Source organism: Collinsella stercoris DSM 13279 (assembly GCF_020735465.1).
Taxonomy (GTDB): domain Bacteria; phylum Actinomycetota; class Coriobacteriia; order Coriobacteriales; family Coriobacteriaceae; genus Collinsella; species Collinsella stercoris.
This window is the reverse complement of record NZ_CP085935.1, coordinates 563,185-587,401: the sequence shown is the minus strand read 5'-3', so window position 1 is coordinate 587,401 and position 24,217 is coordinate 563,185. Positions and strand designations below refer to the sequence as shown.

Annotated in this window: 22 protein-coding genes; 2 read left to right on the top strand and 20 right to left on the bottom strand. The window is 64.5% G+C overall.

The genetic code is table 11. The features are described 5' to 3' along the window. Positions 1 to 4: 4 nt before the first annotated feature. From ybeY to LK434_RS02455, 17 genes are all read right to left on the bottom strand, one after another. Positions 5 to 514, bottom strand: a complete 510-nt coding sequence (gene ybeY / locus LK434_RS02535) for an rRNA maturation RNase YbeY (RefSeq protein ID WP_006721411.1) — start codon at positions 512 to 514, stop codon at positions 5 to 7. Further along, positions 495 to 1,535 carry a PhoH family protein gene (locus LK434_RS02530; RefSeq protein WP_006721412.1) on the bottom strand — a complete coding sequence of 347 codons (1,041 nt, stop codon included), beginning with the start codon at positions 1,533 to 1,535 and terminating at the stop codon, positions 495 to 497. The genes ybeY and LK434_RS02530 overlap by 20 nt, the downstream gene beginning before the upstream one ends. Then, positions 1,532 to 2,872, bottom strand: a complete 1,341-nt coding sequence (locus tag LK434_RS02525; RefSeq protein WP_227917813.1) for a MiaB/RimO family radical SAM methylthiotransferase — start codon at positions 2,870 to 2,872, stop codon at positions 1,532 to 1,534. The genes LK434_RS02530 and LK434_RS02525 overlap by 4 nt, the downstream gene beginning before the upstream one ends. 11 nt (positions 2,873 to 2,883) lie before the next feature. Beyond that, positions 2,884 to 4,047 carry a molecular chaperone DnaJ gene (gene dnaJ, locus LK434_RS02520; RefSeq protein ID WP_227917812.1) on the bottom strand — a complete coding sequence of 388 codons (1,164 nt, stop codon included), beginning with the start codon at positions 4,045 to 4,047 and terminating at the stop codon, positions 2,884 to 2,886. A gap of 308 nt (positions 4,048 to 4,355) precedes the next feature. After that, positions 4,356 to 5,474 (bottom strand): DnaJ domain-containing protein, encoded by a 1,119-nt coding sequence (locus LK434_RS02515; protein ID WP_040361309.1) that lies wholly within the window; start codon positions 5,472 to 5,474, stop codon positions 4,356 to 4,358. 399 nt (positions 5,475 to 5,873) lie between these two features. Then, the gene (locus LK434_RS02510) at positions 5,874 to 6,344 is read right to left on the bottom strand and encodes a deoxycytidylate deaminase (protein WP_006721415.1); all 471 of its coding nucleotides are present in this window, start codon (positions 6,342 to 6,344) and stop codon (positions 5,874 to 5,876) included. A gap of 171 nt (positions 6,345 to 6,515) precedes the next feature. Further along, complete coding sequence (hemW, locus tag LK434_RS02505; RefSeq protein ID WP_006721417.1) at positions 6,516 to 7,952, bottom strand: radical SAM family heme chaperone HemW; 1,437 nt, start codon at positions 7,950 to 7,952, stop codon at positions 6,516 to 6,518. 459 nt (positions 7,953 to 8,411) lie between these two features. Further along, positions 8,412 to 9,362, bottom strand: coding sequence for a tRNA dihydrouridine synthase DusB (gene dusB, locus LK434_RS02500; protein ID WP_050755000.1), 951 nt, complete (start codon positions 9,360 to 9,362; stop codon positions 8,412 to 8,414). Positions 9,363 to 9,554: 192 nt separating this feature from the next. Next, positions 9,555 to 11,363, bottom strand: coding sequence for a translation elongation factor 4 (gene lepA, locus LK434_RS02495; RefSeq protein WP_040361563.1), 1,809 nt, complete (start codon positions 11,361 to 11,363; stop codon positions 9,555 to 9,557). A 456-nt stretch (positions 11,364 to 11,819) separates the two neighbouring features. Continuing rightward, positions 11,820 to 13,454 carry a DNA repair protein RecN gene (recN, locus tag LK434_RS02490; RefSeq protein WP_006721421.1) on the bottom strand — a complete coding sequence of 545 codons (1,635 nt, stop codon included), beginning with the start codon at positions 13,452 to 13,454 and terminating at the stop codon, positions 11,820 to 11,822. After that, positions 13,444 to 14,304 (bottom strand): NAD(+)/NADH kinase, encoded by an 861-nt coding sequence (locus tag LK434_RS02485; RefSeq protein ID WP_006721422.1) that lies wholly within the window; start codon positions 14,302 to 14,304, stop codon positions 13,444 to 13,446. Before LK434_RS02485 ends, recN begins: the two co-directional genes overlap by 11 nt. Next, positions 14,301 to 15,116: a TlyA family RNA methyltransferase gene (locus LK434_RS02480; RefSeq protein WP_040361312.1), complete on the bottom strand. Its 816-nt coding sequence runs from the start codon at positions 15,114 to 15,116 to the stop codon at positions 14,301 to 14,303. Before LK434_RS02480 ends, LK434_RS02485 begins: the two co-directional genes overlap by 4 nt. Positions 15,117 to 15,181: 65 nt before the next feature. After that, on the bottom strand, positions 15,182 to 15,526 hold the full coding sequence (locus LK434_RS02475) for an exodeoxyribonuclease VII small subunit (RefSeq protein WP_006721424.1): 345 nt from the start codon (positions 15,524 to 15,526) through the stop codon (positions 15,182 to 15,184). Between the two features lie 2 nt (positions 15,527 to 15,528). Further along, on the bottom strand, positions 15,529 to 16,179 hold the full coding sequence (gene nusB / locus LK434_RS02470) for a transcription antitermination factor NusB (protein ID WP_006721425.1): 651 nt from the start codon (positions 16,177 to 16,179) through the stop codon (positions 15,529 to 15,531). 3 nt (positions 16,180 to 16,182) lie between these two features. Beyond that, a complete protein-coding gene (locus tag LK434_RS02465; RefSeq protein WP_006721426.1) occupies positions 16,183 to 16,542 on the bottom strand; it encodes an Asp23/Gls24 family envelope stress response protein in 360 nt (119 codons plus the stop codon). A gap of 70 nt (positions 16,543 to 16,612) precedes the next feature. Continuing rightward, positions 16,613 to 17,176 (bottom strand): elongation factor P, encoded by a 564-nt coding sequence (efp, locus tag LK434_RS02460; protein WP_006721427.1) that lies wholly within the window; start codon positions 17,174 to 17,176, stop codon positions 16,613 to 16,615. Between the two features lie 72 nt (positions 17,177 to 17,248). Continuing rightward, positions 17,249 to 19,837, bottom strand: coding sequence for a helix-turn-helix transcriptional regulator (locus LK434_RS02455; protein WP_006721428.1), 2,589 nt, complete (start codon positions 19,835 to 19,837; stop codon positions 17,249 to 17,251). A 144-nt stretch (positions 19,838 to 19,981) separates the two neighbouring features. On the opposite strand from LK434_RS02455, the gene LK434_RS02450 reads away from it, so the two are divergent. Together LK434_RS02450 and LK434_RS02445 are read left to right on the top strand one after the other, a co-directional pair. Continuing rightward, complete coding sequence (locus tag LK434_RS02450) at positions 19,982 to 20,527, top strand: peroxiredoxin family protein (protein WP_006721429.1); 546 nt, start codon at positions 19,982 to 19,984, stop codon at positions 20,525 to 20,527. A gap of 62 nt (positions 20,528 to 20,589) precedes the next feature. Next, positions 20,590 to 20,988 (top strand): hypothetical protein, encoded by a 399-nt coding sequence (locus tag LK434_RS02445; protein ID WP_006721430.1) that lies wholly within the window; start codon positions 20,590 to 20,592, stop codon positions 20,986 to 20,988. 395 nt (positions 20,989 to 21,383) lie between these two features. Here the strand turns inward: LK434_RS02445 and LK434_RS02440 are convergent, their stop codons facing one another. The 3 genes from LK434_RS02440 to LK434_RS02430 form a co-directional block, all read right to left on the bottom strand. Further along, positions 21,384 to 22,514: a M24 family metallopeptidase gene (locus LK434_RS02440; RefSeq protein WP_006721432.1), complete on the bottom strand. Its 1,131-nt coding sequence runs from the start codon at positions 22,512 to 22,514 to the stop codon at positions 21,384 to 21,386. 75 nt (positions 22,515 to 22,589) lie between these two features. Next, positions 22,590 to 23,681, bottom strand: coding sequence for a dehydroquinate synthase/iron-containing alcohol dehydrogenase family protein (locus tag LK434_RS02435; protein WP_006721433.1), 1,092 nt, complete (start codon positions 23,679 to 23,681; stop codon positions 22,590 to 22,592). Next, positions 23,678 to 24,211 (bottom strand): shikimate kinase, encoded by a 534-nt coding sequence (locus LK434_RS02430; protein WP_006721434.1) that lies wholly within the window; start codon positions 24,209 to 24,211, stop codon positions 23,678 to 23,680. Before LK434_RS02430 ends, LK434_RS02435 begins: the two co-directional genes overlap by 4 nt. Between the last annotated feature and the right edge of the window lie 6 nt (positions 24,212 to 24,217).

Here is a 24,217-nt window from a genome sequence, read left to right as displayed (position 1 = left end):
CCTCCTAATCGTGCGCGTGGTTGGTGATGGGGCCGACCTCGATGCGGCTGGGGTCCTCGCCGCGCATGACGGCGAGCTCGCGCAGCAAGGCGTCCTCGCGCGCCTCCATGACCTCGGCCTCGTCGTCCTCGATGTGGTCGTACCCCAGCAGGTGCAGCAGGCCGTGCACGAGCATGAGGCGGCACTCGTCCGCGGCGCTGTTGCCAAAACCGGGCGCCTGGCGGGCGATCACCTCGGGCGCCAAGATGACGTCGCCCAGCTCAACGATCTCATCCACGGGGATGTCCTCGTCAAACGCCGAGTCGCACTCGAAGGACAGAACGTCGGTGGTGCGGTCGATGCCGCGCCATTCGCGGTTGAGCTCGTGCATCTCGTCCTCGTCGACATAGGAGAGCGAGATCTCGACCTCGCGCGCGACGCCCTCGGACGCCAGGACGTGCGCCGCTATGGCACGCACCTCGTCCTCCTCGATGAGCGTGGGCAGCTCGGCGTCGTTACTGATGAGCACGGACATGGCGCCCCTCCTTTCCGGCCTTGGCGCGGGCGGGGCCCTCGTGCGCGCCCGCCTCACGCCCCGCTTCAAACAGCTCGTAGGCTTCCACGATTTTACCAACCAGGCGGTGGCGCACCACATCGGCACGCGCAAGCTCCACGAACGCGATGCCGTCCACGCCGCTCAAGATCTCCTGCGCATCGACCAGGCCGCCGCGTTTTCCCGGCAGGTCGCGCTGCGTCGCGTCGCCGGTGATGACGAACGTGGAGTTGAACCCCAAGCGCGTGAGGAACATCTTCATCTGCTCGGGCGTGGTGTTTTGCGCCTCATCCAGGATGACGAAGGCGTCGTTGAGCGTGCGGCCGCGCATGTAGGCGAGCGGCGCGATCTCCACCACGCCGCGCTCCACGAGCTCGTGAGCGCGCTCGGCGTCCATCATGTCGAACAGGGCGTCGTAGAGCGGGCGCACGTACGGATCGACCTTCTCTTCGAGCGTTCCGGGCAAAAAGCCCAAGTTCTCACCCGCCTCGACCACCGGGCGCGTGAGGACGATGCGGCCCACGTCGTGGCGCTGCAGGGCGCTCACGGCCATGGCCATGGCCAGGTAGGTCTTGCCCGTTCCCGCGGGACCGGTGCAAAACGTGACCGTGTGCTCGCGGATGGCATCGATGTAGCGCTGCTGGCCGGGCGTCTTGGGGCGGATGACCTTGCCGCGATAACTCAGCAGGACATCGTCGCGCGGACCGGTGGCGTGCAGGTCCTCCTGGCGCAGGCCGTCGATGGCGCGGTCCACGTCGTCGGGCGTGAGGGAGATGCCGGTGCCCGCGGCTTGGATGACATGGGTGAACAGGCGCGTGAGCAGGTCGACCTCGCCCACGGGGCCGCTGAGGACCACGGCGCCGCCCCTCAGCGTCACACTCGCCTCGCACCGGCGCTCCGCCGCGCGGAACAGGGCGTCGGCGGGACCGGTGATGCGCGCGACGTCGACGCCCTGCGGGATGGGCAGGCGAACCTTCGCGATATCCGAAGCGGGCGCGGTCATGAGCGCCCTCCCTTCCCCACAGGCACGTCATCGCCGGCGGCGGCGAGCTCGTTGGGGTCAGATGGCGCAACATGGGCGTGAAGGATGCCGCGGTCGTCCATGGCGTCGATGCGCACACGCACGAGCGAACCCGTGCGGTCCTGAGGCGCGTCGTCCACGATCACGCGGTGAAAGCTGCCCAGGGTGCCCCGGTTGCCGTACTCCAGCACGACGTTCTCGACAGAGCCCACGCGCGCGGCGGCGTCGGCCTGGGCGCAGCGCTCGGCGACGGCGCGCAGCTCGCTCGCGCGCTCCGCCATGACCTCGGGCGGCACCTGGTCGGCCGCCTCCGCGGCGGGCGTCCCCGGGCGGGCGCTATAGCGGAACACGTGCATGCGGCTAAAGCCCACGCGCTCGCACAGCGCCAGGCTCTGGGCGAACTCGTCGTCCGTCTCGCCGGGAAAGCCCGCGATGATGTCGCACGAGATGGAAGCGGCCGGGAGCTTGGCGCGGATCATGGCGACCGTCGCCTCGTATTGCTCCGCGGTGTAGGGGCGGTTCATGCGCTCGAGCGTAGCACTGCAGCCGGACTGGAGCGGCAGGTGCAGGAACGGGGCGACGCGCGGGCCGCCGGCGACCATCGCGTCGATGAGGCGCTCGTCCACATCCATGGGCTCGAGGGACGACAGGCGCACCTGCGGGATGTCCGTCTCGCGCAGGATGATATTGAGCAGCTCGTCGATCTCCACGTGAGCATCGCGCGCGTCGACGCCGTCGTACGCGCCCAGGTTGACCCCCGTGAGCACGACCTCGGGGATACCGGCGCGCTCGGCCTCGCGGACCTGATCGAGCACCGCCTCGACGGGCACCGAACGCTCGGGCCCGCGCGCCTTCCACACGATGCAGTAGGAGCAGCGGTTGTTGCACCCGTCCTGGACCTTGATCCCCAAACGGGAACGGCCCAGCAGATCCGCAAGGTCGTGGCCCTCGCCCGAGGCGCCCGCGCTCCGCGGCGGCAGGCCCGCCGCACGCGCCGCGGTGCGGGCCACGTCGATCTTGGAGGGCTCGGCGATCACGCGCGGCGAGAGCTCCGTGAGCGCGCCGGGGTGCAGGTTGACCACGCAGCCGGTCACCACCACGAGAGGCTCGCGGGGCAGCCCGAGCGCGTGGCGCACCGCCTTGCGGGTCTTCGACTCGGCCTCGCCCGTGACGGCGCAGGTGTTGATGACGACCAGGTCGGCCTCGTCTTGGTCAACGAGCGCGAAGCCCGCGGAGGCGAGGTCGGACGTGATGCGATCGGATTCGACGCGATTCACCCGGCATCCCAGGTTAACCACGCAGGCGAAAGGACGCGTCATGCGGTTCCGTTCTAGTCGAGGATGTCGTCGATGGCGTCGCGGATGCGATCACCCATGGTGCGTTTTTTGGCGGTGCCGGCCGCGTGCTCGCCCGCGGCCTCGGCGTAGCGCTCGAGCGCCTCGCGGGCCTCCGCGGACAGGCGCGCGGGGACGTCCACCACGACGCGCGCGACAAAGCGGCCGCGAGAGCCTCCCCCGCCCAAGCGCGGCATGCCGTGGCCGTCCACCGTCAGGGCGCTGCCGTATTGCGTGCCGGCGGGAACCTCGAGCTCGAACTTCTCGTCGGGCAGGATGCCCTCGACCTCGACCACGCAGCCGAGCGCGGCCTCGGCGATGCCAACATGGACGTCGCACACCAGGTCGTCGCCGTGGCGCTCGAAGCGCTCGTGCGCGTCGACCTGGATGGTGACGATCAGGTCGCCCGATGCCGCGCCCCGGTAACCTGCCTCGCCGTATCCGTGCAGGCGCAGCTGGCGCCCGGTGGCCACGCCGGCCGGGACCTCGACGTCCAGGCGCTCGTGCGTGCGCACGCGACCCTCGCCGCCGCAGTGCGAGCAGGGCGTATCGACGACCGTTCCCTCGCCGCCGCAATCGGGGCACGGGGAGCTCGACTGCATCTGACCGAAGATGGAGCGCTGGACGGTCGTCACGTAGCCCGTGCCGTTGCAGCGCGGGCAGGTCTTCTCCTGGCCGCCCTCGCCCATGCCGGAGCCGGCGCAATCCTCGCAGGGGGCCAGGCGGTCGTAGGAGATGGTCTTTTTGCAGCCCGTCGCCGCCTCCTCGAGCGAGATGGAGAGCGATATGGCCATGTCGCGCCCCGCGCGGCGGCGCGCCCGGTCGCGCGGGCTGGAGCCGCCGGCCGCGCCCCCGCCGAAGATGGACGAGAAGATGTCATCGACGCCCATGCCGCCGAAGATGTCGGAAAAATCGACGTACCCCGAGCCGCCGGGCATGCCGTCCACCGTGCCGTACCGATCGTACATGGCGCGCTTTTGGTCGTCGGAGAGGACGGAGTAGGCCTCGTTCAGCTCGGCGAACTGCTCGTTGGCGTCCGAAGCGTCGTTATGGTCGGGATGGAGCTTGACCGCCTTCTTTCGAAACGCGCGCTTGATCTGATCGGCCGTGGCGTCGCGCTCGACGCCCAGCACCTCGTAGTAATCCCTCTTGTCCGCCACCTTGTGGATCCTCCCCCACTGAATGTCTCTCTGCTTGGGGCGGGGTGTTCCGCCCTTGTCCGCGGTCGACGCCTCGACCGCTCTGGTTCGTAGACGCCGCGTCCGGAGCGCGTTGCCAAGACCCGGCATGCGCTTGGACCGGCGCTGTTCGTTCTACCCAAAGTCGCGCGCGTTCACACGTACGCCGGCGCGCTCCACACGCGTTCGCCGCGTGGTCGCGTTGCCGCGTTGGCGCGCAAGGCCACCCGCACAGGGCCGCCGGCGCACAGGGGCGCCCTCGCGCGGGCCGCCCTCGCAGGGCCCTGCCGCTACATGTACCTGAAGGGCGCCAGGAAAATCGCCTGCGTGCAGCTGGAGAACCACACGACGATGAGCGCGAAGAACAGGCCGTTCGTCGCTCCGTTGGCAAGCACCCGCAAGCCGCGCTTCCACCACAGCGCGCTTCGATGCAGCACGTCGTCCGTTGCGATCATGAAGACGCCCATGACCAGCGGGATGATGCACAGCATGAGGAACATCGAGAACGTGCCGGAGAAGGCCGAGAGCACCAGGAACGGAACGACCATGCCAAGCAGGTAGAACCCGCTCTGGGCGCGACCCTCGAGACGCTCGGCCGCCACGTGCGCGCGACCCACCAAGTCGCCGGTCTCGCCGCCGTTGGTGCCGGCGTTGCCGCGGGCCTTCATACGGATGAGGTCGCCGTCGTGCGTGCCCGCCGGGAACTCGACCACCGCCTCGGCCTGCACGCGCGTGCGGCCCTCTCCCCCGCAGACGGGGCAGGGATCTGCCACGACCTTGCCCGAGCCCCCGCACTCGGGGCAGACCATGCGTGCCTGGCCCATGCCGAACATGCCGAGGTCGACGGCGATGGATCCGGTGCCCCCGCAGGTCGGGCAGGCGCGGTGATGCTCGGACGCCACGGAACCGGAGCCACGGCAGTTGTCGCAGGCCTCGTAGCGCGGGTACTTGACGGCCACCTTGGCGCCGTCCCTCGCCTGCTCGCGCGAGAGCTTGACCTCGACGACGACGTCCGCGCCGGTCGAGGGGTTGTACGCGGAGGCGCCGCGGCGGCGCTGGGCGCCAAAGCCGCCCACGCCTCCCATGCCGCCAAACGGGAAACCGAAGCCGCCAAAGCCGCCATACCCACCCTGGTACCCTCCGGGATAGCCTCCGGCAGACGGGGAGCCCGCCGCGCCAAAGGGGTTGCCCGAGCGCATGGCGTCGTAGCGGGCGCGCTTCTGCTCGTCGGAGAGCACCGCGTAGGCCTCGGAGACCTCCTTGAACCGCTCCTCGGCGTCGGGTTCCTTATTGACATCGGGATGCAGCTTGCGGGCTTTTTGCTGGAAGGCCTTTTGGATGTCCTTGGCGGACGCGTCCTTGTCGACGCCCAAAATGGCGTAGTAGTCTTTATCGTTCATTCCTGCCATATGGCAAAAACTCCCCTGTTCATGGGTTGCGTTGAGTGGGAGACATTATATCCCGACCCGCAATTCGAGCCATGCGTAAAAGAGGGAGGGTTCAATTTACACATGGCACGCGGCGATGACGCGGAGCGTGGCGGCAGGGCGGCGCATGGCGATCGCGCAGCACGCAGCGATGACACGGAGCGGGGCGTCGGCGTGGCACACTGCGGCGATAGGCGTGCAGCCACAACACGGCGTGTGACAACAGCACGGCGAACGTCGATGGCGCGTGGGAACGGCGCAGCACGCAGCGGTGACACAGCGCACTTCGATGACACAAGAGCCTGTCGCTTCGAGGCGAATGCGCACGCCACTTTGAAGTATGTGCAGGCTCCTCGCCGAACGCGCGTCTTGCCACGCGCCTTAGGCGTCGAGGCTCACCTGACGATACGTTACACCGCAACGGTCCAGGATGTTCTTGGAAATGAGGTTGTCCTCGGTACCGCAATACTTGTCGTCGAGATAGACGACCTCGCCGATCCCCGCCTGCACCAGGGTCTTGGCGCACTCATGGCACGGGAAGAGCGTCACGTAAACGGTGGCTCCGGCCATGTCCTTGAGGGAGCCCCGGTAGTTGAGAATCGCGTTGGCCTCGGCATGGATGACGTAGTTGTGCTTGTCGTGCAGCGGGTCGTCCGCCGTGCCCCACGGAAAATCGTCGTCGTTGAGCGCAGAGGGCGTGCCGTTGTAGCCCACCGAGAGGATGCGGTTGTTCGTGTCGGCGATGCAGGCGCCGACCTGCGTGTTGGGGTCTTTGCTGCGCAAGCTCGCCGCAACGGCCGCGCGCATGAAAAACTCGTCCCAGCTGATGACGTCTTCGCGTTTACCGGGCATGGGGCCCTCCTCTCATTTGATGTGGAAAGCATGCCGCAACAGCCGGCGCGGCGCAAGGGCGTCGGCGCGATTCTCCATATCGCAATTACGTGATCACTTGTGGTCGGAAGGATGCCAACGGACGCTGCAGAGTCACGCGCATCGCGCCGCGCTTTTTAGCTGAAGCACTCCTTAAGACTCGTAGGCGAGATTCCAAAAGATGCCGAAGAGCTCGTTGCCCTCGAGCCACCCGAGATGTGTGGGTCTTAAGGTGCCGCCATCCCATACGGCAAGGCCCTTTTCGACAGCCTGCTGACATGCAATGGAGAGCTCGTCATCAGGGATGATCCCCGTAGCTCGCGCGAGCAGATCGGCGGAAATCCCGTCCGTCATGCGGCACGCGAGCATGAGGTCCTCGGCCGTAGCCTCGCGGACGGAAAGCTCCTCCGTTTCAAACTGCCCGCCCGCATCGTCAAGCTGCTTGAACCGGATTCGCGCGACATCCGATGAAACCCGTATGCTGGTGAGGCCGTCCATCGACAGATCCTCATCAATCGGCGGCAAGGCCTTCCCTTTCGATAGCAGGCCCTCTTCTCTCAGTAACAAGCCCTTCTCTCTCGCTGACAAGCTCTCCCCATTCCGCTCGTCAGGACACGACGACAGACTCTCACCTCTCCGCGCATCAGAGCGTGACGACAGATCCTCTTCCTTCGGCGACAGGGCCTCCCCCCTCGTCCACGAGGCTTCGCCCTTCTGCACGTCAGGGCATGCAATGAAGCGCGCCTCCCTGCACTCGCCCTTACACACATCGAGCATGCTTGCGGCGGAGCGACCGAGCCCCAGATAGGACTTACCCGTCCAGTAGGCGATATTGTGTCGGCATCGGTGACCGGGCTTGGCGTAGCTCGCCACCTCATAGCGCTCATAGCCGGCCTCTTTGAGCACCTCAGCGGCCAGATCCATGCACTGCGCTTGGAAATCCTCGTCCGGGACCTCCGTCTCTCCCGCCTCCTCCATGCGCGCAAGAGGTGTGCCATCCTCAAGCTGGAGCGGATACACCGACACATGGTCAGGATTCAGCGTGACGAGAGATCGCAACGTCTCGGCGAAGGTGTCGAGCGTCTGCCCGGGAAGACCGCACATCACATCGCATGAGGTGGAAAAGCCCGCCGCTTTTGCCTGGGCGATTGCGAACATCGCCTGCTCAGCGGAATGAACACGGCCTATCGCCTTGAGCTCGCTGGCGTTGAGTGACTGGACGCCCAGCGAGATGCGCGTCACGCCCGCAGCGCGCAGGGCCTGCGCCAGGTCGAGCGTGAACGACTCGGGATTCGCCTCGCAGGTGAACTCGACGGGCTCGCAATACGCGCGCACGCGATCGACCAGCCCAACCAGGCGATCACCCAGCAGCGAGGGCGTTCCCCCACCGACGTAGACCGTCTCGACCTCGGACAGCTCCCCGGCATTGCCGTGGGCATCCACTTGGGCGGAGAGCCCCTCGCAGTACGCGCCGATCGCATCTTCGAGCGCGCATCCGGTCAACGCGCGCGAGTCGAAATCGCAGTAGAGGCACTTGGCCCTGCAAAACGGAATATGAAGGTATAGAGCACGGTACTTCACGGGCCGCATCCTCCCACTACGATGGGTCTACTCGAGCACTTCCAAAAAAGCTTCCCAATACCGAAAGTTTGTTTGGCGTTTACGCAGGATTCGCGAAAAGAAACTTTCGGTATTGGGAAGCAATATCGCGACTCGCCGAGTAGACGCTTGAAATCCAGGTGCGATCTGGGCGAATTCGCGCGTATTCGACACCTGCGCCGCGCCGAAAGCCCGTGCACCGCCCCGGTGCGACACCGAAAGCCCACCGCCCCGCCCCGGCGCGTCGCCGCAGCGCACCAAGACATCACGGTAGTCAACACGGCGCCGGCGCAGCACGGCAGCACGGCAGCGCAGCGGCTCAGCCCACTGCCGCACAGGCGTATCGGGACGACAAGCCACATGCCGCATTCCGACAGGCCAAATTCATCGCACCGCGCATGGAACCCGCAGGGCAGGCTTCCCTGCATCATACACACGTGCACGCGAACCTCACGCTTGTCCGCCGTCCTCACATGCGCATGCGTCGGCCTCGACCCGGTCGAGCAGCGCCATGAACTCCTCGTAGGTCGTACATTGCACCACCTTGCCGCGCCATGCCGCGGCGTGCGGAAGCCCCTTGAGGTACCAGCTGGCAAAAGCGCGGGCGCGGGCCATGAACGGCTGGGTCTCGTGCAAAAGGGTGAGGTGCTCGCGCAACGCCTCGATGCGCTCGCGGGCGCTCCGCTCCGGAACCGGGGTGCCCTCGAGGGCGAGCGCCCGCGCGTCGCCAAACACCCAAGGGTTGCCGTAAGTGCCGCGCGCGATGAACACGGCGTCCGCCGCGGTATCCGAAAGCATGCGCGCGGCGTCCTCGGCGGAAAAGACGTCACCCGATCCGATCACGGGGACGCTCACGCGCCCAGCGACCTCATCTATGGTGGACCAGTCGGCTTGCCCGGTGTACAGCTGGCTCGCCGTGCGCCCGTGCACGGCGACCGCTGCGGCGCCGGCCTGCTCCATACGGGCGGCGAAATCGGCCGCCGTGTTCTCCCCGGCCGCGAACCCGCGCCGGATCTTCACGGTGACGGGAACGCGCGCCTCACGCACCGATGCCTCGACCAACGACGCCGCAAGCTCCGGCGTCTTCATGAGCGCAGACCCTTCGCCCTTGGTGATGACCTTGCGAGCGGGGCATGCCATGTTGATGTCGATGAGCGAGAGCTTGTCGCCCACGCGCTCCTGGACCGAATCCACGGCGTACGCGAACTGCTCGGGCTTGGTCCCGAACAGCTGCACGCAGATCTGCGGCTCCTCGGGCTCGGGCTCCACGAGCACCCACGTCTTGGCGCTCTTGTACGAGAGCCCCGCCACGCTCACCATCTCGGTATAGGCGAGCTCGGCGCCACGGCGGCGGCACATGATACGGTACGCCGCGTCGGTCACGCCGGCCATGGGGGCCATCAAAAACGGCTGATGCTCAAATTGTTCACGCAGGTCGATCAACGTCAGCCTTTCGGAATGAATGAGATGCCTCGGTCAGGTCAAGCCGGGTTTTCCAGGTGCCCCAGCTTCGGATGAAAGAGGAGGGCGCACGCCCAGCGCGCCGCACCCGACAATTGAACCCGTAGGCGGGGTGCCTGGAAAAGCCGGCAGCTAGTCCTCAACCTTCAAAATAGCCAGGAACGCCTCCTGCGGCACCTCGACGGAGCCGATGGCCTTCATGCGCTTCTTACCCTCTTTCTGCTTCTCGAGCAGCTTGCGCTTACGCGAGATGTCGCCGCCGTAGCACTTGGCAAGCACGTCCTTGCGGCGCGCCTTGACGGTGGAGCGGGCGATGATCTTGTTGCCGATGGCACCCTGGATGGGCACCTCGAACAGCTGCCGCGGGATGATCTCCTTGAGCTTGTCACACAGGCCGCGCGCGAGGCTGTACGCCTTGTCCTTGTGCACGATGAACGACAGCGCGTCGACCTCGTCGCCCGAAAGCAGGATGTCGAGCTTGACGAGCTCGCTCATGCGGTAGTCGGAGAACTCGTAATCGAGCGATGCGTAGCCTTTGGTGCGGCTCTTGAGCTGGTCGAAGAAGTCCAAGATGAGCTCCGCGAGCGGAATGTCGAAGTGCATCTCGACGGACTTTTGCGACAGGTGAATCATGTCGGTGGTGACGCCGCGATGCTCGATGGCGAGCTGCATGACCGCGCCGGTGTACTCGGGCGGCGTGATGATCTTGGCCTTGAGGTACGGCTCCTCGATGTGATCGATGCGCGTCACGTCGGGAAGGTCCTGCGGGCTGCGGACCTCGAGCATCTCGCCGTCGGTCTTGTAGACGTGGTAGTCCACGCTGGGGCTCGTGGCGATGAGCGCCAAATCGAACTCGCGCTCCAGGCGCTCCTTGACGACTTCCATGTGCAGCAGGCCGAGGAAACCGACGCGGAAGCCGAAGCCGAGCGCCGCGGAGGTCTCGGGCTCCCAGATGAGAGAGGGGTCGTTAACGTGAAGCTTCTCGAGCGCGTCGCGCAGGTTCTCGTAGTCCTTGTTGTCGATGGGGAACAGGCCCGTGTAAACCATGGGCTTGGCCTCGCGATAGCCCTCGCACGGCGCGTCGCAGGGGTTGTTCACGAGCGTGAGGGTGTCGCCCACATGGACCGCCTCGGGGTCCTTGAGTCCCGTAACCACAAAGCCGACCTCGCCCACGCCCAGCGCGTCGAGGGCAAACTCGGCGGGACGGCGCACGCCGACGCCGTCGACGAGAAACTCCTCGCCGCCCTGCATCATGCGCAGGTGATCGCCCTTCTTGACCTGACCGTCGAAGATGCGAACCGTCGCCACAACGCCGCGGTATTCGTCGAAGTACGAGTCGAGGATGAGTGCCTTGAGCGGCTTGTCCGCATCACCCTTGGGAGGGCTCACGAGGAAGACGATGGCCTCGAGCAGGTCGTGGATGCCCTCGCCCGTCTTGCCGGACACGCACACGGCGTCGTCGGCCGGGATGGCGAGCTCGTCCTCGATCTCGACCTTGACCTCCTCCGGATGCGCAGAAGGCAGGTCGATTTTGTTGATGGCGGGCACGATGTCCAGGTCAGCGTTCATGGCGAGGCTGGCGTTGGAGACCGTCTGGGCCTCGACGCCCTGCGTGGCGTCGACCACGAGGACGGCGCCCTCGCACGCGGCGAGCGAACGCGAGACCTCGTAGGTGAAGTCGACGTGGCCAGGCGTGTCGATGAGGTTGAACTGGTACGTCTCGCCGTCGTCGGCGTCGTACATGACGCGCACGGCGTTCGACTTGATCGTGATGCCGCGCTCGCGCTCGATGTCCATGGTGTCGAGCAGCTGCGACTCCATGTCGCGCTCCTCCACCGTGCGGGTGAGCTCGAGGATGCGATCGGAGATCGTCGATTTGCCGTGGTCGATGTGCGCAACGATTGAGAAGTTGCGGATGTGGGAGGTGTCAAAAGTATTCATGTTGACCATCTTACCTGAAAGGAAGTCCCGCTGGGGTGTGCCGCCTGTGAATTTACCGCTCGGTCAGTCCTGACTCGCGACGAGGCGCCACAGGCGCCTCTGCTCGTGCGGAATCTACGGCAAATTCACAGGCGGCACACCCCAGTGGGACGTCAGGCAAGACGACCGAGCATTCACAACGAGATTCCCCTGAATAATCACCCGAGCATTAGTTAAACGCGGTACCGCGCAAGACGAAGAGCCCACCGGGCTCTTCTTTGCGTGCGGAATCTACAGGTAAGGTTCGTCCCATCTGGCCGGTTGACAGGAAACAGGCCATCAATACAGAAGCGCAGCCCTGCGAGAATGCATAAGGATCGGCGTGGATTCCGCACGAATTTAAGGCGCCGGCGACGTCTCGTCGTGAGCCAGGGTCGCGCGAGCGCCGAGCCTTATGCATCCTCACGGGACAGACAGTTACAGATGCCCGGCCTCGGAAAGGAGCTGCCGTGCGTGGGCCAGGGACTCGTCGGAGGCATCGCCGGACAACAGGCGCGCGACCTCGGTCACACGGTCGGAGCCCTCGACGCGCACAAGCCGTGTTTCGGGCATGTCGCCGTCGTCGCTGCGACGCACCACGTAGTGGACGGACCCCTGCACGGCGACCTGCGCCAGATGCGTCACGACGATCACCTGATGCGTGCGCGCCAGATCGGCGAGCACCTGCGCGAGGGAGCGTGCCGTAGCACCGCCCACTCCGGCGTCTACCTCGTCGAACACGAGCGTATCGACCGCATCGGACTCACCGAGCACGACCTTGGCGGCAAGCATCACGCGCGAGAGCTCGCCGCCGCTCGCGATGCGCCGCAAGGGGCGCGGCGTGAGTCCGGCGCCGCTGCGATACAGCAGCTCGCACGCGCACGGCCCCTGCGCGGTCCAGCGCTCGCGCGGCAGCTCGCGACTGTCCCACACCAGCTCGGCGCGGCCCATCTCCAGGCGCGCCATCTGCTTGCCCACCTCACGGCAAAACCGGGGTGCTGCCATGTTGCGACGCTTGGTGAGGTCGCGGGCCGCACGGGCAAGGGCGTTCTCGGCGGCATCGCGCGCCTCGCGCGCTCGACGCACACGCACCTCGGCGTCATCGACCAAGCTCAAAAGCTCGGCGGCCTCGTCGCGGCGGGCGAATACGTCCTCCATGCGCGGGCCCCACTGGCGCAGCAGCCCCTTGAACGCCGAAAAGCGCTCCTGCGCCTGCACGAGCTCCGCGGGATCGAAATCGACCGAGTCGCGATAACGCCGAAGCTCCGCCGCGGCGTCCTCAAGCGTGATGGCGGCGCCCGTGAGCTCGTCGGCGAACTCCGCGAGCTTGGCGTCGACGCGGCCCATGCGCGAAAGCTCAGAGATCGCCGCGTTCAGCGGGTCGAGCGAACCGCCCTCACCGGAGAGCGCCTCGGCGGCCTCGTGCGCACAGCCCGCAAGCGCCTCGGCATGCTCAAACCGCGGCAGGCGCTCCTCAAGCTCCTCATACTCACCGGGCTTGGGATCAACGTCGCAAATACGCTCGTAGGCAAAGCGGGCCTCCTCAAGGCGACTCCCCTGCGTGCGGCTCGCCTCCTCGACGCGCGCGAGCTCTCGGGCCGCCTCCTGAGCGGCGTCGAGGGCCGTGCGATACGCCTCGAGTGCTGCGGCGATGCCCGCGCCCGCCCATGCATCGACCATGTCGACGTGGGAAGATGCGTCGAGCAGGCGCTGGTGCTCATGCTGGCCGCACAGGTCGATCAGGGGGCTGACCCGCTCGGAAAGCTCTCGAACGCTCGCCATGGCACCATCCACGCGAGCGCGGGAGCGGCCGTCGGGGCCCACGCGGCGCTGGGCCACAAAGCCCTGCTCGTCGTGCGCCCCCGCGAACAGGCGGCCCTCGACCAGGGCCCCCTCGCTCCCCTCGCGCACCGCGGAGGAATCCGCGCGCTCACCCATTAAAAGCTTGAGTGCGGACAGCAGCGCCGTCTTGCCGGCGCCCGTCTCGCCCGTAAGGACCGTCAGCCCCGTTCCGGGCACAAGGTCCGCCTCTTGGATCAGCGCGACGTTCTCGACATGGATCTCATCGATCATTGCGCACCCCGTAAAACACACGGCTCACCGAGTTGTAGAAGCTCTCCGGGCCGTAATCGAGCAGCAGGATATCGGCCTCGCCACGACGGACCTCGACCCGCTCCACCTCGCCGGCAACCTCGAGGAACTGCCCGTCGATCGCGATGGCGGGAATCGAGGGGCGGTCCTTGGACAGCTTGAGCTCGATCACGTCGGAGGGCGAGGTCAAAAACGCGCGCGCCTGGATGGTGTGCGGGGCGATGGGCACGCACACCATGCCCGTGAACTCGGGGCTCACAATGGGCCCGCCGGCGGAAAGTGCGTAGCCCGTGGAGCCGGTGGCGGTGGACACCACAAAGCCGTCGCCGCGCAGGCGGTCGATATGGTGGTCGGAAACGGTGATGTCGAACTCGACCATGTCGGACAGCGGTCCGCGGGCAAGGGCGAGGTCGTTCAGGGCGAAACCCGTCTCGACGCGCTCGGCGCCCTGCTCGTCGATTGAGAACACGCGACAGTCGAGCGTGGCGCGGCGGCTCACGTGGAGCTCGCCGGCAAGTGCATCCTCGACGACCTCCAAGATATTGCGGTCCTCGGGGCTCGCGGCGGTCAAAAAGCCCAAATGGCCGTAGGACAGTCCCAAGATGGGAATCTCGCGGTAGCCGACGATGCGCGCCGCGCGCAGAAGCGTGCCGTCACCGCCGAGCGAGATCACCAGCCCGCAGTCGTCCAGATCGGGCGTCGACTCGATACCCGAGCGCTGGTCGGCGGCCCAAACGACGTCGAAGCCCTGGCGCGAGAGCCAGAGCTCGAGCTGCAGCCCGCTCTCCACGGCCTCGCGCTTGTAGTAGTTGGGTACGAGGAAGACCTTCATAGCCGAACCGCCTTATCGGTAAGAGCCTCTACATGGGCAGCGAGCGCATCCGCGTGGCAGAGCAGGGCGTCGACGTCGCGCGAGCCGCGGGCGCCGAGGAGGAAGAACTCGCGGTTGCCCTTGGCACCCTTGATGGGTGATGCGCAGATGTCGAGCGGTGCCAGGCCGCTCGCGGCAAACAGTCGCACGGTATCCGCAAGCACGCGCGCATGCACGGCGGGGTCGCGCACGATGCCGCCCTCACCCACCTCACCAGGGGCGGCCTCGAATTGGGGCTTCACCAATGTGAGAAACGCGCCGTCCACAGACAGGAGATCGAGCACCGCGGGCAGAATCGTGCGGATGCTCGTGAACGAGACGTCGCACACCGCCACATCGAACGAACCGGCGTACCCAAGCGGGGGCACGTCCACGATATTCGTGCGCTCGAGCAGCGTCACGCGATCGTCGTTGCGCAGCGACCAGTCGAACTGCGCGCGACCCACGTCCACCGACACCACGTGCGCGGCGCCGCGCTTGAGCAGGCAATCGGTGAACCCGCCGGTGGAGCACCCCACGTCGACGCACGTGAGCCCCGCGGGGTCCAAGCCGAACGCATCGAGGGCGCCGGCGAGCTTGAGGCCGCCGCGCCCCACGTACGGGATGTGCCCCTTTACGTGCAGGTCAATGCCGGGTTTGACCATCATGCCGGGAGAGCTCAGCCGCTCGCCGCCGGATGAGACAAGGCCCGCCATCAACGTGCGAAGGGCATCCGCGCGGTTCTCGCAGATGCCCTGGGAAATCAATTCATCATCAAGACGAACGCGTGCCACGAAACGCCCCTTTGCACGTCCTCGGCGCCCCGTTGGACGCCAGCTGCCCTCTCGGATGGCCCGCCCTAAGCGCCGCCTACCGCCACAACGCCGGCGTCCGCAGCGTCAGCGGACCCAGATGCAGCGCCCGACTCAGGCGCTGCCCCGGCGACCTCAAATGCGGCGTCGCCCGACTTGGACGCAACGTCGCCGCTCTTGGCTGCGGCAGCCGCGGCCTCCTGCTCGTCGAGCATATCCGCCTCACGCGGCGACAGCTCGAAGGAATCGACCATATCGACCGCGCGCGAGCCCAGCTCGATGGCCTCATCGAACAGATCGAGGCTGCGCTCGAGAGACGTGTCCTTGGAGCGCACCTGGGCGATGATCTCGTCCAGGCGCTCCGTGATGTCGTCGAAGGTGCCCTCGGCCATCGCTACTCCCCGGCGGGCGCGTCGAACGGATCGAGGAACATCTCGTCAAGGTCCTCGGTCTCAAAGCCGTACTCGCCTGCCTCGAAGCGCGCACGCGACTCCTCGGCGGCTCGCGCCGCCTCGCGCTCGGCCTCGATGCGCTTGGGGTCGATCTCGAACCACAGCGCGGCGACGCAGGCGGCCTCGCAGTCATCGGCCGTGACGGTACAGGCCACGTGCTGCAGGCTGGGCAGATGGCGCTCGCGCACGATGCGCCCGAGCACGCCGTTCACAAAGCCGGCGGAATCGTCGGTGCCGTAGGCCTTGGCGATCTCGACCGCCTCGTTGATGACCACGGCGGCGTCGAGCGTGTCGGCAACCTGGAAATAGAGCTCGTACACGGCGGCGCGCAGCAGGTTGCGGTCGGCGCCGGGCATGCGCTCCAGGCTCCAGTTGGCGGAGACGGCGCGCAGCGCGGAGTCGATGCGCTCGCGGTTGGCGTCCACGCCGCGCGCGATCTGGATGGCGTAATCGGCGAGCGGCCCCTTGGAGAGGGTGAAGTCGCCGGCCAGGACGTCGCCCACGGACTCACCGCGAACCTCCGCCTGGAACAGAATCTGAAGTGCCTGGCTGCGGGCGAGGGTTCGACCGCGATTGACCTTGAGGGATGCCACGCGCTACTCCTTGGGGAAAACGAGGCTGTCGATGCAGATGTTCACGCTCTCGACCTCGACGCCCACCTGGGCATCGATGGCGCTGACCACGGCCTCGCGCACGACCTCGGCGAGCTTCTTGAACGGATACCCGAAGAAGACCGTGAGGTGCACGGTGAGGCGGAGCTTGTCGTCGACGACCTCGGCCTCGACGTCCTCGCCCACCTGGGTGGACTTGGCGGAGAACATGGACACGAGGTTGGTGGCCAGGTCCTTGACGCCCACGGAGGCGACGCCCTCGACCTCCTCGACGGAACGGGAGACGATGACGGCCAGGACCTCGGGCGCGATGCCGATGCCGGCGATGGTGATCTCTTGCGACATGCTCACTCCTTTGCGTGTTGCGGGCGGCCCGTATGCGGGCCGTCCGATTGCGTTCGCGAATACGGCGCGATTAGAGGCGCTGGACGAACTCGCCGGTGCGGGTGTCGACCTTGATGCGCTCGCCCTCGTTGAGGTACATGGGAACCTGAACGACCGCACCGGTGTCGATGGTGGCGGGCTTGGTGGCACCCTGGACGGTGTTGCCCTTGGCGCCCGGGACGGTCTCGATGACCTCGGCCTCGATGAACATGGGCGGGTTGACGCCGAGCAGCTCGGTGTCGGCGTAGAGGAGCTGGGCGTTGTCGTTCTCGCGCAGCCACTTGGCGTTGTCGCCGATGAAGTCGGCCGGGACGGCGATCTGCTCGTAGGAGGTCATGTCCATGAAGTAGTAGTTGTCGCCGTCGTTGTAGAGGTACTGCATCTCGTTGGTGATGAGCTGCACGCTCTCGAACTTGGAGCCGGCGTTGCAGGTGTTCTCGACCACGCGGCCGGTCTTGAGGTCCTTGGTCTTGTAGCGGACGAAGGCACCGCCCTTACCAGGCTTGACGTGCTGGAACTCGACGATGGTGTAGTACTTGTCCTTGATCTTGAGACCCATGCCGTTGCGGAAGTCGGCGGTGGTGATGGAAGCCATGACGTGCCTTTCTATAGAAGAATCGAACTTGAGAATTATACCCGATTTGCATGTCCTACACGGAACGTCCCTTCATTGAAGGCCGGACGCCTTGGATAGCCCGAGCTCGCGTTGAACCAGCTCGAGAAGTTCATCTCTCGTATGAACCCTCAGCAGTTTATACGCCGCAAGCCGCGCAGAGTTGACGGATCCCACGGAATATCCCACGCGCAGAGCCGTCTGCCGCGCAGATTCCCCGCACACGGTATACGCAACGACAAGTCCCTGTAACTCGCTCAAACCCCTTCCATGGCAGTAGCTCAAAATCCGTTGGAATGCATCCTCAGGCAGGGCCGGCGCATCCTCAAGGGAGGCCGTCCTCAGCTCATAGAGCGCGCAAAGAGCGCACGCGACGAGAAGCCCGACCAAGATGAGCGAGCGGAACTCGATATCGAAGGCGGCAGGCAGGACGCCATCGAGACCCCTGAGGGCGCGAACCATAACAAAGCGAACTTCAAATTCCATCAGGCTCATCGAAGCACCGGCCGCCGCACCGAACATAAGGGCATGAACGGCAGCCCGCCATGAAGGCGAATCGCGGAAGCAGGCAACCGTCGCCCACAGCACAAGAAGGACGTACGCCGTTCCGAGCCGCGCAGAGCCCTCAAACCAGTATCCCACGGCAATCGTAGCCACGGCGCCCAATGCGACCGCACCGCCACGCCAGCCCCCAACGCAGCCACGGCGACGCAGGTACAGGCAGCACCCCACAGCCAACAATGCGAGCGGAAGGGCGAGCATGACATCTCCGCCCAATTCGGCACCGATGTGCAGAGCCGTCTGTACGCAAACACCAACAACGACGCCCGCCATGAAGAACGGAATGAAGTGATGCGTGTGGAGATACGAAACGTCGCCGGGTATCGACTCGTACGTATCCGCCCGCGTGGCGAGAGCACGCCAGATCCCTATTCTGTCCACGCACACAAAAAGGAACAACGTGAAAAACGCGATCTCCCGCGCTTTTGGCACCGTCGAGACGACCACCAGAAACACGGTGCCAGAAAGTAGGTACGGGAAAAGCAGCTTTGCGCATGCGCCAGGCTCACGACCGGGGCTTTCTTCACCCCCGAACAGAGCCATATGCAACAGATATGGAACGAACAGCAGCGCGCACATCGATATGGCTACGCAGGCGAACGACGGCACGCGGCTCGCGGACGTCAGCCCGGATGCGAGAAGCTCAAACAAAACGATGGAGCTGAGCGCCGCCGCCTCAAAGGCAATGCGTGCGGGCCTTGCCCTCAGGTCAAACGGTAGCCCGGTCCCAATCGCGCGCATCGTGACTCCCGCGATAACCATGCAGGAGACGGCGAAGGCAAACAGGTCACTTGACAACCCGGGCTCGCTCAGGACCACCATGAGCAACAGCGTCGCAAATAAACTGCGCAGGTCGGCAGGCGCGCACAAAAAAGCACAGTGGGCCCGCTCGCCCTCCCCTCCCATGAAGGCCGGCGAGCGATTATCGGACTCCTCCCCCACAGACTGCCGCACGTCCCGTACGCATCCAGCGAGCGCCTTGAGGTCAGAAACCCCGAGCTTTCGATAAGCCCTCACAAGATACGATCGGACGGTGACGGACTTGATGCCGAGTTCTGCAGCGATTTGGGCGGAAGTCATCCCTGCCAGCGCCATCTCGATGCAATGCCTCTCCCTGTCGGCAAGCGCCGCATCGGGAAACGCGCGTTGAAGCTGAAGCGCCATTTCAGGGACGGGATATTGTCCAGAAGACGAATCAAGCTGCGAACACGGGTCGTCACGAGCGACATCCCCCGACAAGACTGAGCGTCGAAACCAAACTCTCGATACAACAAGGAAAAAACCAAGCACCGCAGTCCACGTCATGACCCCGTACACATCATGACCAAGCGCACCGACTGCCACAGGCCATGCGACAACTGATCCGATGAACCTCATCGGCCAAACAGCCCAAAAACGAGAGTCAATCCATGAACCGCCGGTGCGAACGAGACTCGCCACAGCGAGTATGCCAAACGTCAGCTGTAAAGGCGCCGCAATCACCAGGGACAACCAGAACCCTATGCGATGGGATGCGCTGAACGGAAGCAAAAGGCAGCCTGTCATAAAAAGCGAGACGAGAAACGCATCAGCCACCGCACGGAGCCAATAATCGCATTTCCAGCCCCGCGATAGCCCGCGATAGGGCTTCTGCGCGCACGCGTTCCTCTCTGCATGGGCCGCGTATACATGCAGCAAAGGCGTCAGCGCGTAGGACACAAACAGAACCGCCTGCTGCAAAGGATACAGATAATAAAAGAACTCGCCCGCACGGTGCAGGTAGAGCAAAACGGGATGCAAACAGCCAAGCGCGATCAAAGCGACCGACAAAGCAAGTTGCACCCTATAAAGATTCAGACATGCCTTTTGAGTAAAAAACTCCTCGCCTATATGAATGACAACACCCGCTCCGATAGGAAAGGCAAGAGCAGGGACAAACACATAGGGAGCGATGAGCACCCCGGTCATGCTATCAGTCGTACCGATAAGGAGTATTTGGTGGGGAAAGACACAAAGAAGCAGCAACGGCGCATAGCGGATATAGGCCTGAGCACGATGTCCCATCGCGACCACCCAACCTCGGCGAATGACGTTCAAACTCATTGTACTCGCACAGGACAGAAAGACAACATGTGTAATTTATCTCTGTAAACAGCCACATCGATTAAGTTTTATACGACCTGTTGGCATACAAATCGACCCTTTTCTGGCACGCTCTCATCACGTCGAGCCTGACAGGAGGAGATCATGAAGACGCTACGTAACATGAATCGTCGAAACCTCTGTATCGCAGCGGCTATTTCCCTTGTAGCCATTATCCTGATCGCAGGAAATGCAAACGCGACATCTATCAAGAGTCAGCAGCCGAAAAAAGGCGATCCATACACCCAGCAATACTGCGACCTCAATAAGGCAGAAGATTTCAGTCTTGGAAATGGTAAGACCTACTATTCCAAGCTCAAGCCTGGCGAGGAAAACATATTGCTCTTCTGGGGATCTTTCTGTCCCCATTGCGAAAACGTATTTGATTACATCGAACAATCTGGTTGCAAACGGGCCATCGAACGAAACTTGTTCACGGTCTCGGAAGATGATGGGATCGAGGCAATCGAGCAGCATAAAGGAGAGTTCCCCATTCTCCTCGACTCTCAATGGAAAACATTTGACCAGTTCAATCTCGAGCACTTGCCGAGCGCGTTAGTTATAGATGACGCGGGCAACATTCTGGGCTCCGCGGAAGGAGAACATGATGTGAAAGCAATGCTCGATGAATATGTCCAACGGAACAGGTGAACGCCCCACACATCGAGAAAGGAGCCATGGGGCACCGTACCCATTCAACGAAAGGAACTACCATGACCACGCAGCAAAAGCCCATTATCCTCGCCGTGATCGGAGCTCTCGTCGCATCGAGCCTCACGGCAGCGCCGACGCTGGCAATCGCGAGCGAGGCCACGTCGCAAGAAGCCGAAGTCTACACGCTCGAGAATGAGAAGGAGACTGGAGAGACCATACTGCGCGAACGCGGTCGCTGCACCGACAGTTACTCGAAGGAGTGGTGCGACGCGCACGGATTCCAGAACAACCGCCCAGTGCCGCACAAGGTGCAACTGACCGAAAAAGAGGCTGAATGTTACTGGGGGCTCATTAGGAACGGAGCCGAATGGGTGGTCACTGCCGTAACGAAAGATGCACGTGGATTCCTATTTGCAACCGCAGATGTAGCGAGCACCTTGTTCAAGTGTCTGGGTTAGACCCCCATGAACAAATGCCATGATAAACAAGTCCTATATAAACGTGCTCACGATACCGTGACAGTTATCGGGACATTGGCGATTCTCGCTTTGATCATTGTGGATGTGCAGGTGCCGAGCGCAATCTATTGGACTATTTCATTAGCGCTCCCTCTCTCTGTAACAGCCACGTGGGTCCTGTACAGAAAACACGGCGGCCAAGCAGCCTCTCGAAAGTCAATCCTTGGCGCATTGCTTCTTGGCTTGTGCATCATACTACTTACGCTGTACATCAAGTGGCTGCGCTGATCGAACTTGCCAATTGGAGTAGACAACAGCCGCAACCGCCAACAAGGGCTCGCAATGCCCAGCGAGCCCTTGTTTCTGGAATACTGGAAGCCGCTACACTACTACCGTTAGCAGTCGATGACGACCAGCTCGTGCGTAGAGGTCGTGAAGGGCTCGTAGCCGTCCTTGGTGACGACGCCGTAGTCCTCAAGGCGCACACCGCCCACGCCGGGCAGGTAGATGCCGGGCTCGACCGTGATAACCGCGCCCTCCTCCACGATGTTGCTCTTGCGGCCGAAGACCGGCAGCTCGTGGATGTCGATACCCACGCCATGACCGAGGCCGTGGCCGTAGTACTCGCCGTAGCCAGCATCACCGATGATCTTCTGCGACAGCAGATGGATGTCGCTGCCGTCGACGCCCGCATGGATGGCGGCGACGCACTCCTCGTGCGTGCGGCGCACGATGTCGTAGATCTCACGCTGCTTTGCGTTGGGCTCGCCCACGCAGACCGTACGGGTCATGTCGGACTTGTAGTCGCGGTAGCCCGCACCGTAGTCCATGAGGACGAAATCGCCCTTCTCCACCTTGCGGTCGCCGGGGATGGCATGCGGGTTGGCCGTGTTGGGGCCGGATGCGACGATGGAGCCGAAGGCCAGATCGTCCGCACCGTGATCGAACATGAAGGTCTCAAGCTCGGTGCGGAGCTGCTTCTCTGTGAGGCCGGGGCGAATCACGGTGCACATGTGGGCGAACGCGGCGTCGGTGATGGACTGCGCGTGACGCATGAGCTCGATCTCCTCGGCGTCCTTGATGGCGCGCATGAGCTGAAGATCGCCGTGCATGAGCGGCAGGGCCGCGCACACGGAGCAGTCCTCAAGCCCGCGCTCGATGCCGCGATAGAACCCGATCTGCATGTCATCCTCGACGGCGACGGTGCGGCTCTTGGTGGCGCGGGAACGCTCCGCCACCCAACGGGGAATGGCGATGGACTCCATGTCGAGTTTCCACTCGACACCCTCGGGAAGGTTCTCCTCGAAGGTGTTGAAGTACCGGGAGTCCGTGTGCAGGTAGCAGGCATCAGCGGTGATAAAGGCGGCATGCGGGTACTCGCCGGTGTAATCGAAGACCCGCATGGCCCCGGTGAGCCAGCGAAGGTTTGCCTCGTCACGCACGACCACGGCGTCGTAGCCGCGCTCTGCCATGAGGGCACGCAGACGGGCGATGCGGCCGGCGGGACCGTTCATAACTTCAGACATGGGAAATCCTTTCCATCGACGGGATAAACATGTGTCATTTGGGGTCTGACCCCAAATGACACATAAGATGACACATTAGGGGCGGCGGGAGGCGAGGAAGGCGCGGGCGTGGCGCTCGAGCACCTCGTCCTCGACGGACGAGAGGCGAATGATGCCCGGATGCTTGGGAAGGGCGAGCTGGAAGCGATTGGCACGGCGGAAGCGCTCGGCGCGCAGGGCGTCGATGAATGCGTCCGCATCGAGCGCGAACGAGAGCTCCTCGATGCCGAGGTCCTCGAGGCGATCGTCTTGCGCGAACATCTCATCGACCGAGAAGTCGCACACATCGACCGCGAGACGGGCCTCGAAGCGCATGCCCTCCGCATAGAGGCGATACGGCTGGATGGCGGCATCCCCCAGGCAGGCGGAAAGCGCGCGTGCCGTGGTCTGGCCGTACGTGAACGCGCGGCGGGCGGAGGGGCTGGCGGACTTGACCGTGTTCAATCGCGAGGTCTGCGCCGTGCAGATGGCGTCGATGAAGGCGATCTCGCCATGCTGGGCAAGCCCCTCGACCGTGCTCGCAAAGCCCTCCCAGCATTTGCGGCTCTCGGCCAGATGGGCGGCGCAGATGAGCACGTACCCCATGCCGTTCGCATCGACGTCGCGGCCGACCACGAGGTTCAGGTCGCACACCACGAGCGAGACCTGGGGGCTCACACTCACGGCATGGGCGTCGCCGGCAACGGAGAGGGACTCCATCTGCGTGGGCAGGCGAACCATGGCGTCGAGGGTGGTGGGGATGAGCGCGCAGGAGGTCCCGCCGCACCATCCATGCGACGCGAAGGCGGCGAGCGAGCACACGGCCGCGGGACCGACGCCGAGCACCAAGTCCTCGGACGTGATGCCGGCGGCGGCCAAGCGCTCGTACGCGCGCGAGACGCTCGTGAACCGGGCGGCCTCAAGGCCATCGAGCATAAGCTCGTCAACACGATAGCCCGCGTCGATGAGCGAGCGGCGGACCTGGACGAGCAGCGCCTCATCGAGCTCCGCATCCGCAATCATGAAGGCGCGACAGGGGCGCCCCACGGCTCCCGCAAGCATCTTGGAGAGCTCGGAAAAGGCACCGGTCCCAATGCGGAAGTCGGTGCTGCGGTTTCCAAAGTTGAGCAGTTTGCGACGGATCGTCATATGAGACCACGCTCCAGAAGCAGTTCGGCAACGGTGTAGGACACATCGGTGAACGACGTGCCGCGAATATCAACGGTGAGGTCGGCGGCCTGCTCGTACAGCGGTCGACGATGCTCGAGCAGGCGCGCGGCGTGCTCGGCGCTGCGGAAATCGGGGCGCGTGTCGCTCCGGCGGATCTGGCGCAGCGAGTCGTCCAAGTCGCCATCGAGATACACGCAAAAGCCCATATCGTGCATGAGCTCGATGTTGCGCGGCGTCTCCACGATGCCGCCGCCGCATGACACGAGCAGGCTGCGCTCCCCGCGCAGGCCCTCGAGCGCGGCGGTCTCGAGCTCGCGGAACCGCTCCTCGCCGAACTCCTCGAACAGCTTGGTCACGGTGCTGCCGCAGCGGCGCTCGACCAGGCGGTCCGTGTCGACGAAGCGGCGGTGGAACATGCGCCCCAAGTTGCGGGCGAGCGTCGACTTGCCGGCGCCCAGGAACCCCACAAAGAACACGTGGTCGCATCCGTGCTTGACCGCAGACGTCATGCCGAC

Bases quoted from the DNA above. Each gene is read 5' to 3' on its own strand.
- ybeY (WP_006721411.1), bottom strand. From the start codon at position 514: ATGTCCGTGCTCATCAGTAACGACGCCGAGCTGCCCACGCTCATCGAG.
- LK434_RS02530 (WP_006721412.1), bottom strand. From the start codon at position 1,535: ATGACCGCGCCCGCTTCGGATATCGCGAAGGTTCGCCTGCCCATCCCG.
- LK434_RS02525 (WP_227917813.1), bottom strand. From the start codon at position 2,872: ATGACGCGTCCTTTCGCCTGCGTGGTTAACCTGGGATGCCGGGTGAAT.
- LK434_RS02515 (WP_040361309.1), bottom strand. From the start codon at position 5,474: ATGGCAGGAATGAACGATAAAGACTACTACGCCATTTTGGGCGTCGAC.
- LK434_RS02510 (WP_006721415.1), bottom strand. From the start codon at position 6,344: ATGCCCGGTAAACGCGAAGACGTCATCAGCTGGGACGAGTTTTTCATG.
- hemW (WP_006721417.1), bottom strand. From the start codon at position 7,952: ATGCGGCCCGTGAAGTACCGTGCTCTATACCTTCATATTCCGTTTTGC.
- dusB (WP_050755000.1), bottom strand. From the start codon at position 9,362: ATGGCCCCCATGGCCGGCGTGACCGACGCGGCGTACCGTATCATGTGC.
- lepA (WP_040361563.1), bottom strand. From the start codon at position 11,363: ATGAATACTTTTGACACCTCCCACATCCGCAACTTCTCAATCGTTGCG.
- recN (WP_006721421.1), bottom strand. From the start codon at position 13,454: ATGATCGATGAGATCCATGTCGAGAACGTCGCGCTGATCCAAGAGGCG.
- LK434_RS02485 (WP_006721422.1), bottom strand. From the start codon at position 14,304: ATGAAGGTCTTCCTCGTACCCAACTACTACAAGCGCGAGGCCGTGGAG.
- LK434_RS02475 (WP_006721424.1), bottom strand. From the start codon at position 15,526: ATGGCCGAGGGCACCTTCGACGACATCACGGAGCGCCTGGACGAGATC.
- LK434_RS02465 (WP_006721426.1), bottom strand. From the start codon at position 16,542: ATGTCGCAAGAGATCACCATCGCCGGCATCGGCATCGCGCCCGAGGTC.
- efp (WP_006721427.1), bottom strand. From the start codon at position 17,176: ATGGCTTCCATCACCACCGCCGACTTCCGCAACGGCATGGGTCTCAAG.
- LK434_RS02455 (WP_006721428.1), bottom strand. From the start codon at position 19,837: ATGAGTTTGAACGTCATTCGCCGAGGTTGGGTGGTCGCGATGGGACAT.
- LK434_RS02450 (WP_006721429.1), top strand. From the start codon at position 19,982: ATGAAGACGCTACGTAACATGAATCGTCGAAACCTCTGTATCGCAGCG.
- LK434_RS02445 (WP_006721430.1), top strand. From the start codon at position 20,590: ATGACCACGCAGCAAAAGCCCATTATCCTCGCCGTGATCGGAGCTCTC.
- LK434_RS02440 (WP_006721432.1), bottom strand. From the start codon at position 22,514: ATGTCTGAAGTTATGAACGGTCCCGCCGGCCGCATCGCCCGTCTGCGT.
- LK434_RS02435 (WP_006721433.1), bottom strand. From the start codon at position 23,681: ATGACGATCCGTCGCAAACTGCTCAACTTTGGAAACCGCAGCACCGAC.
- LK434_RS02430 (WP_006721434.1), bottom strand. From the start codon at position 24,211: ATGACGTCTGCGGTCAAGCACGGATGCGACCACGTGTTCTTTGTGGGG.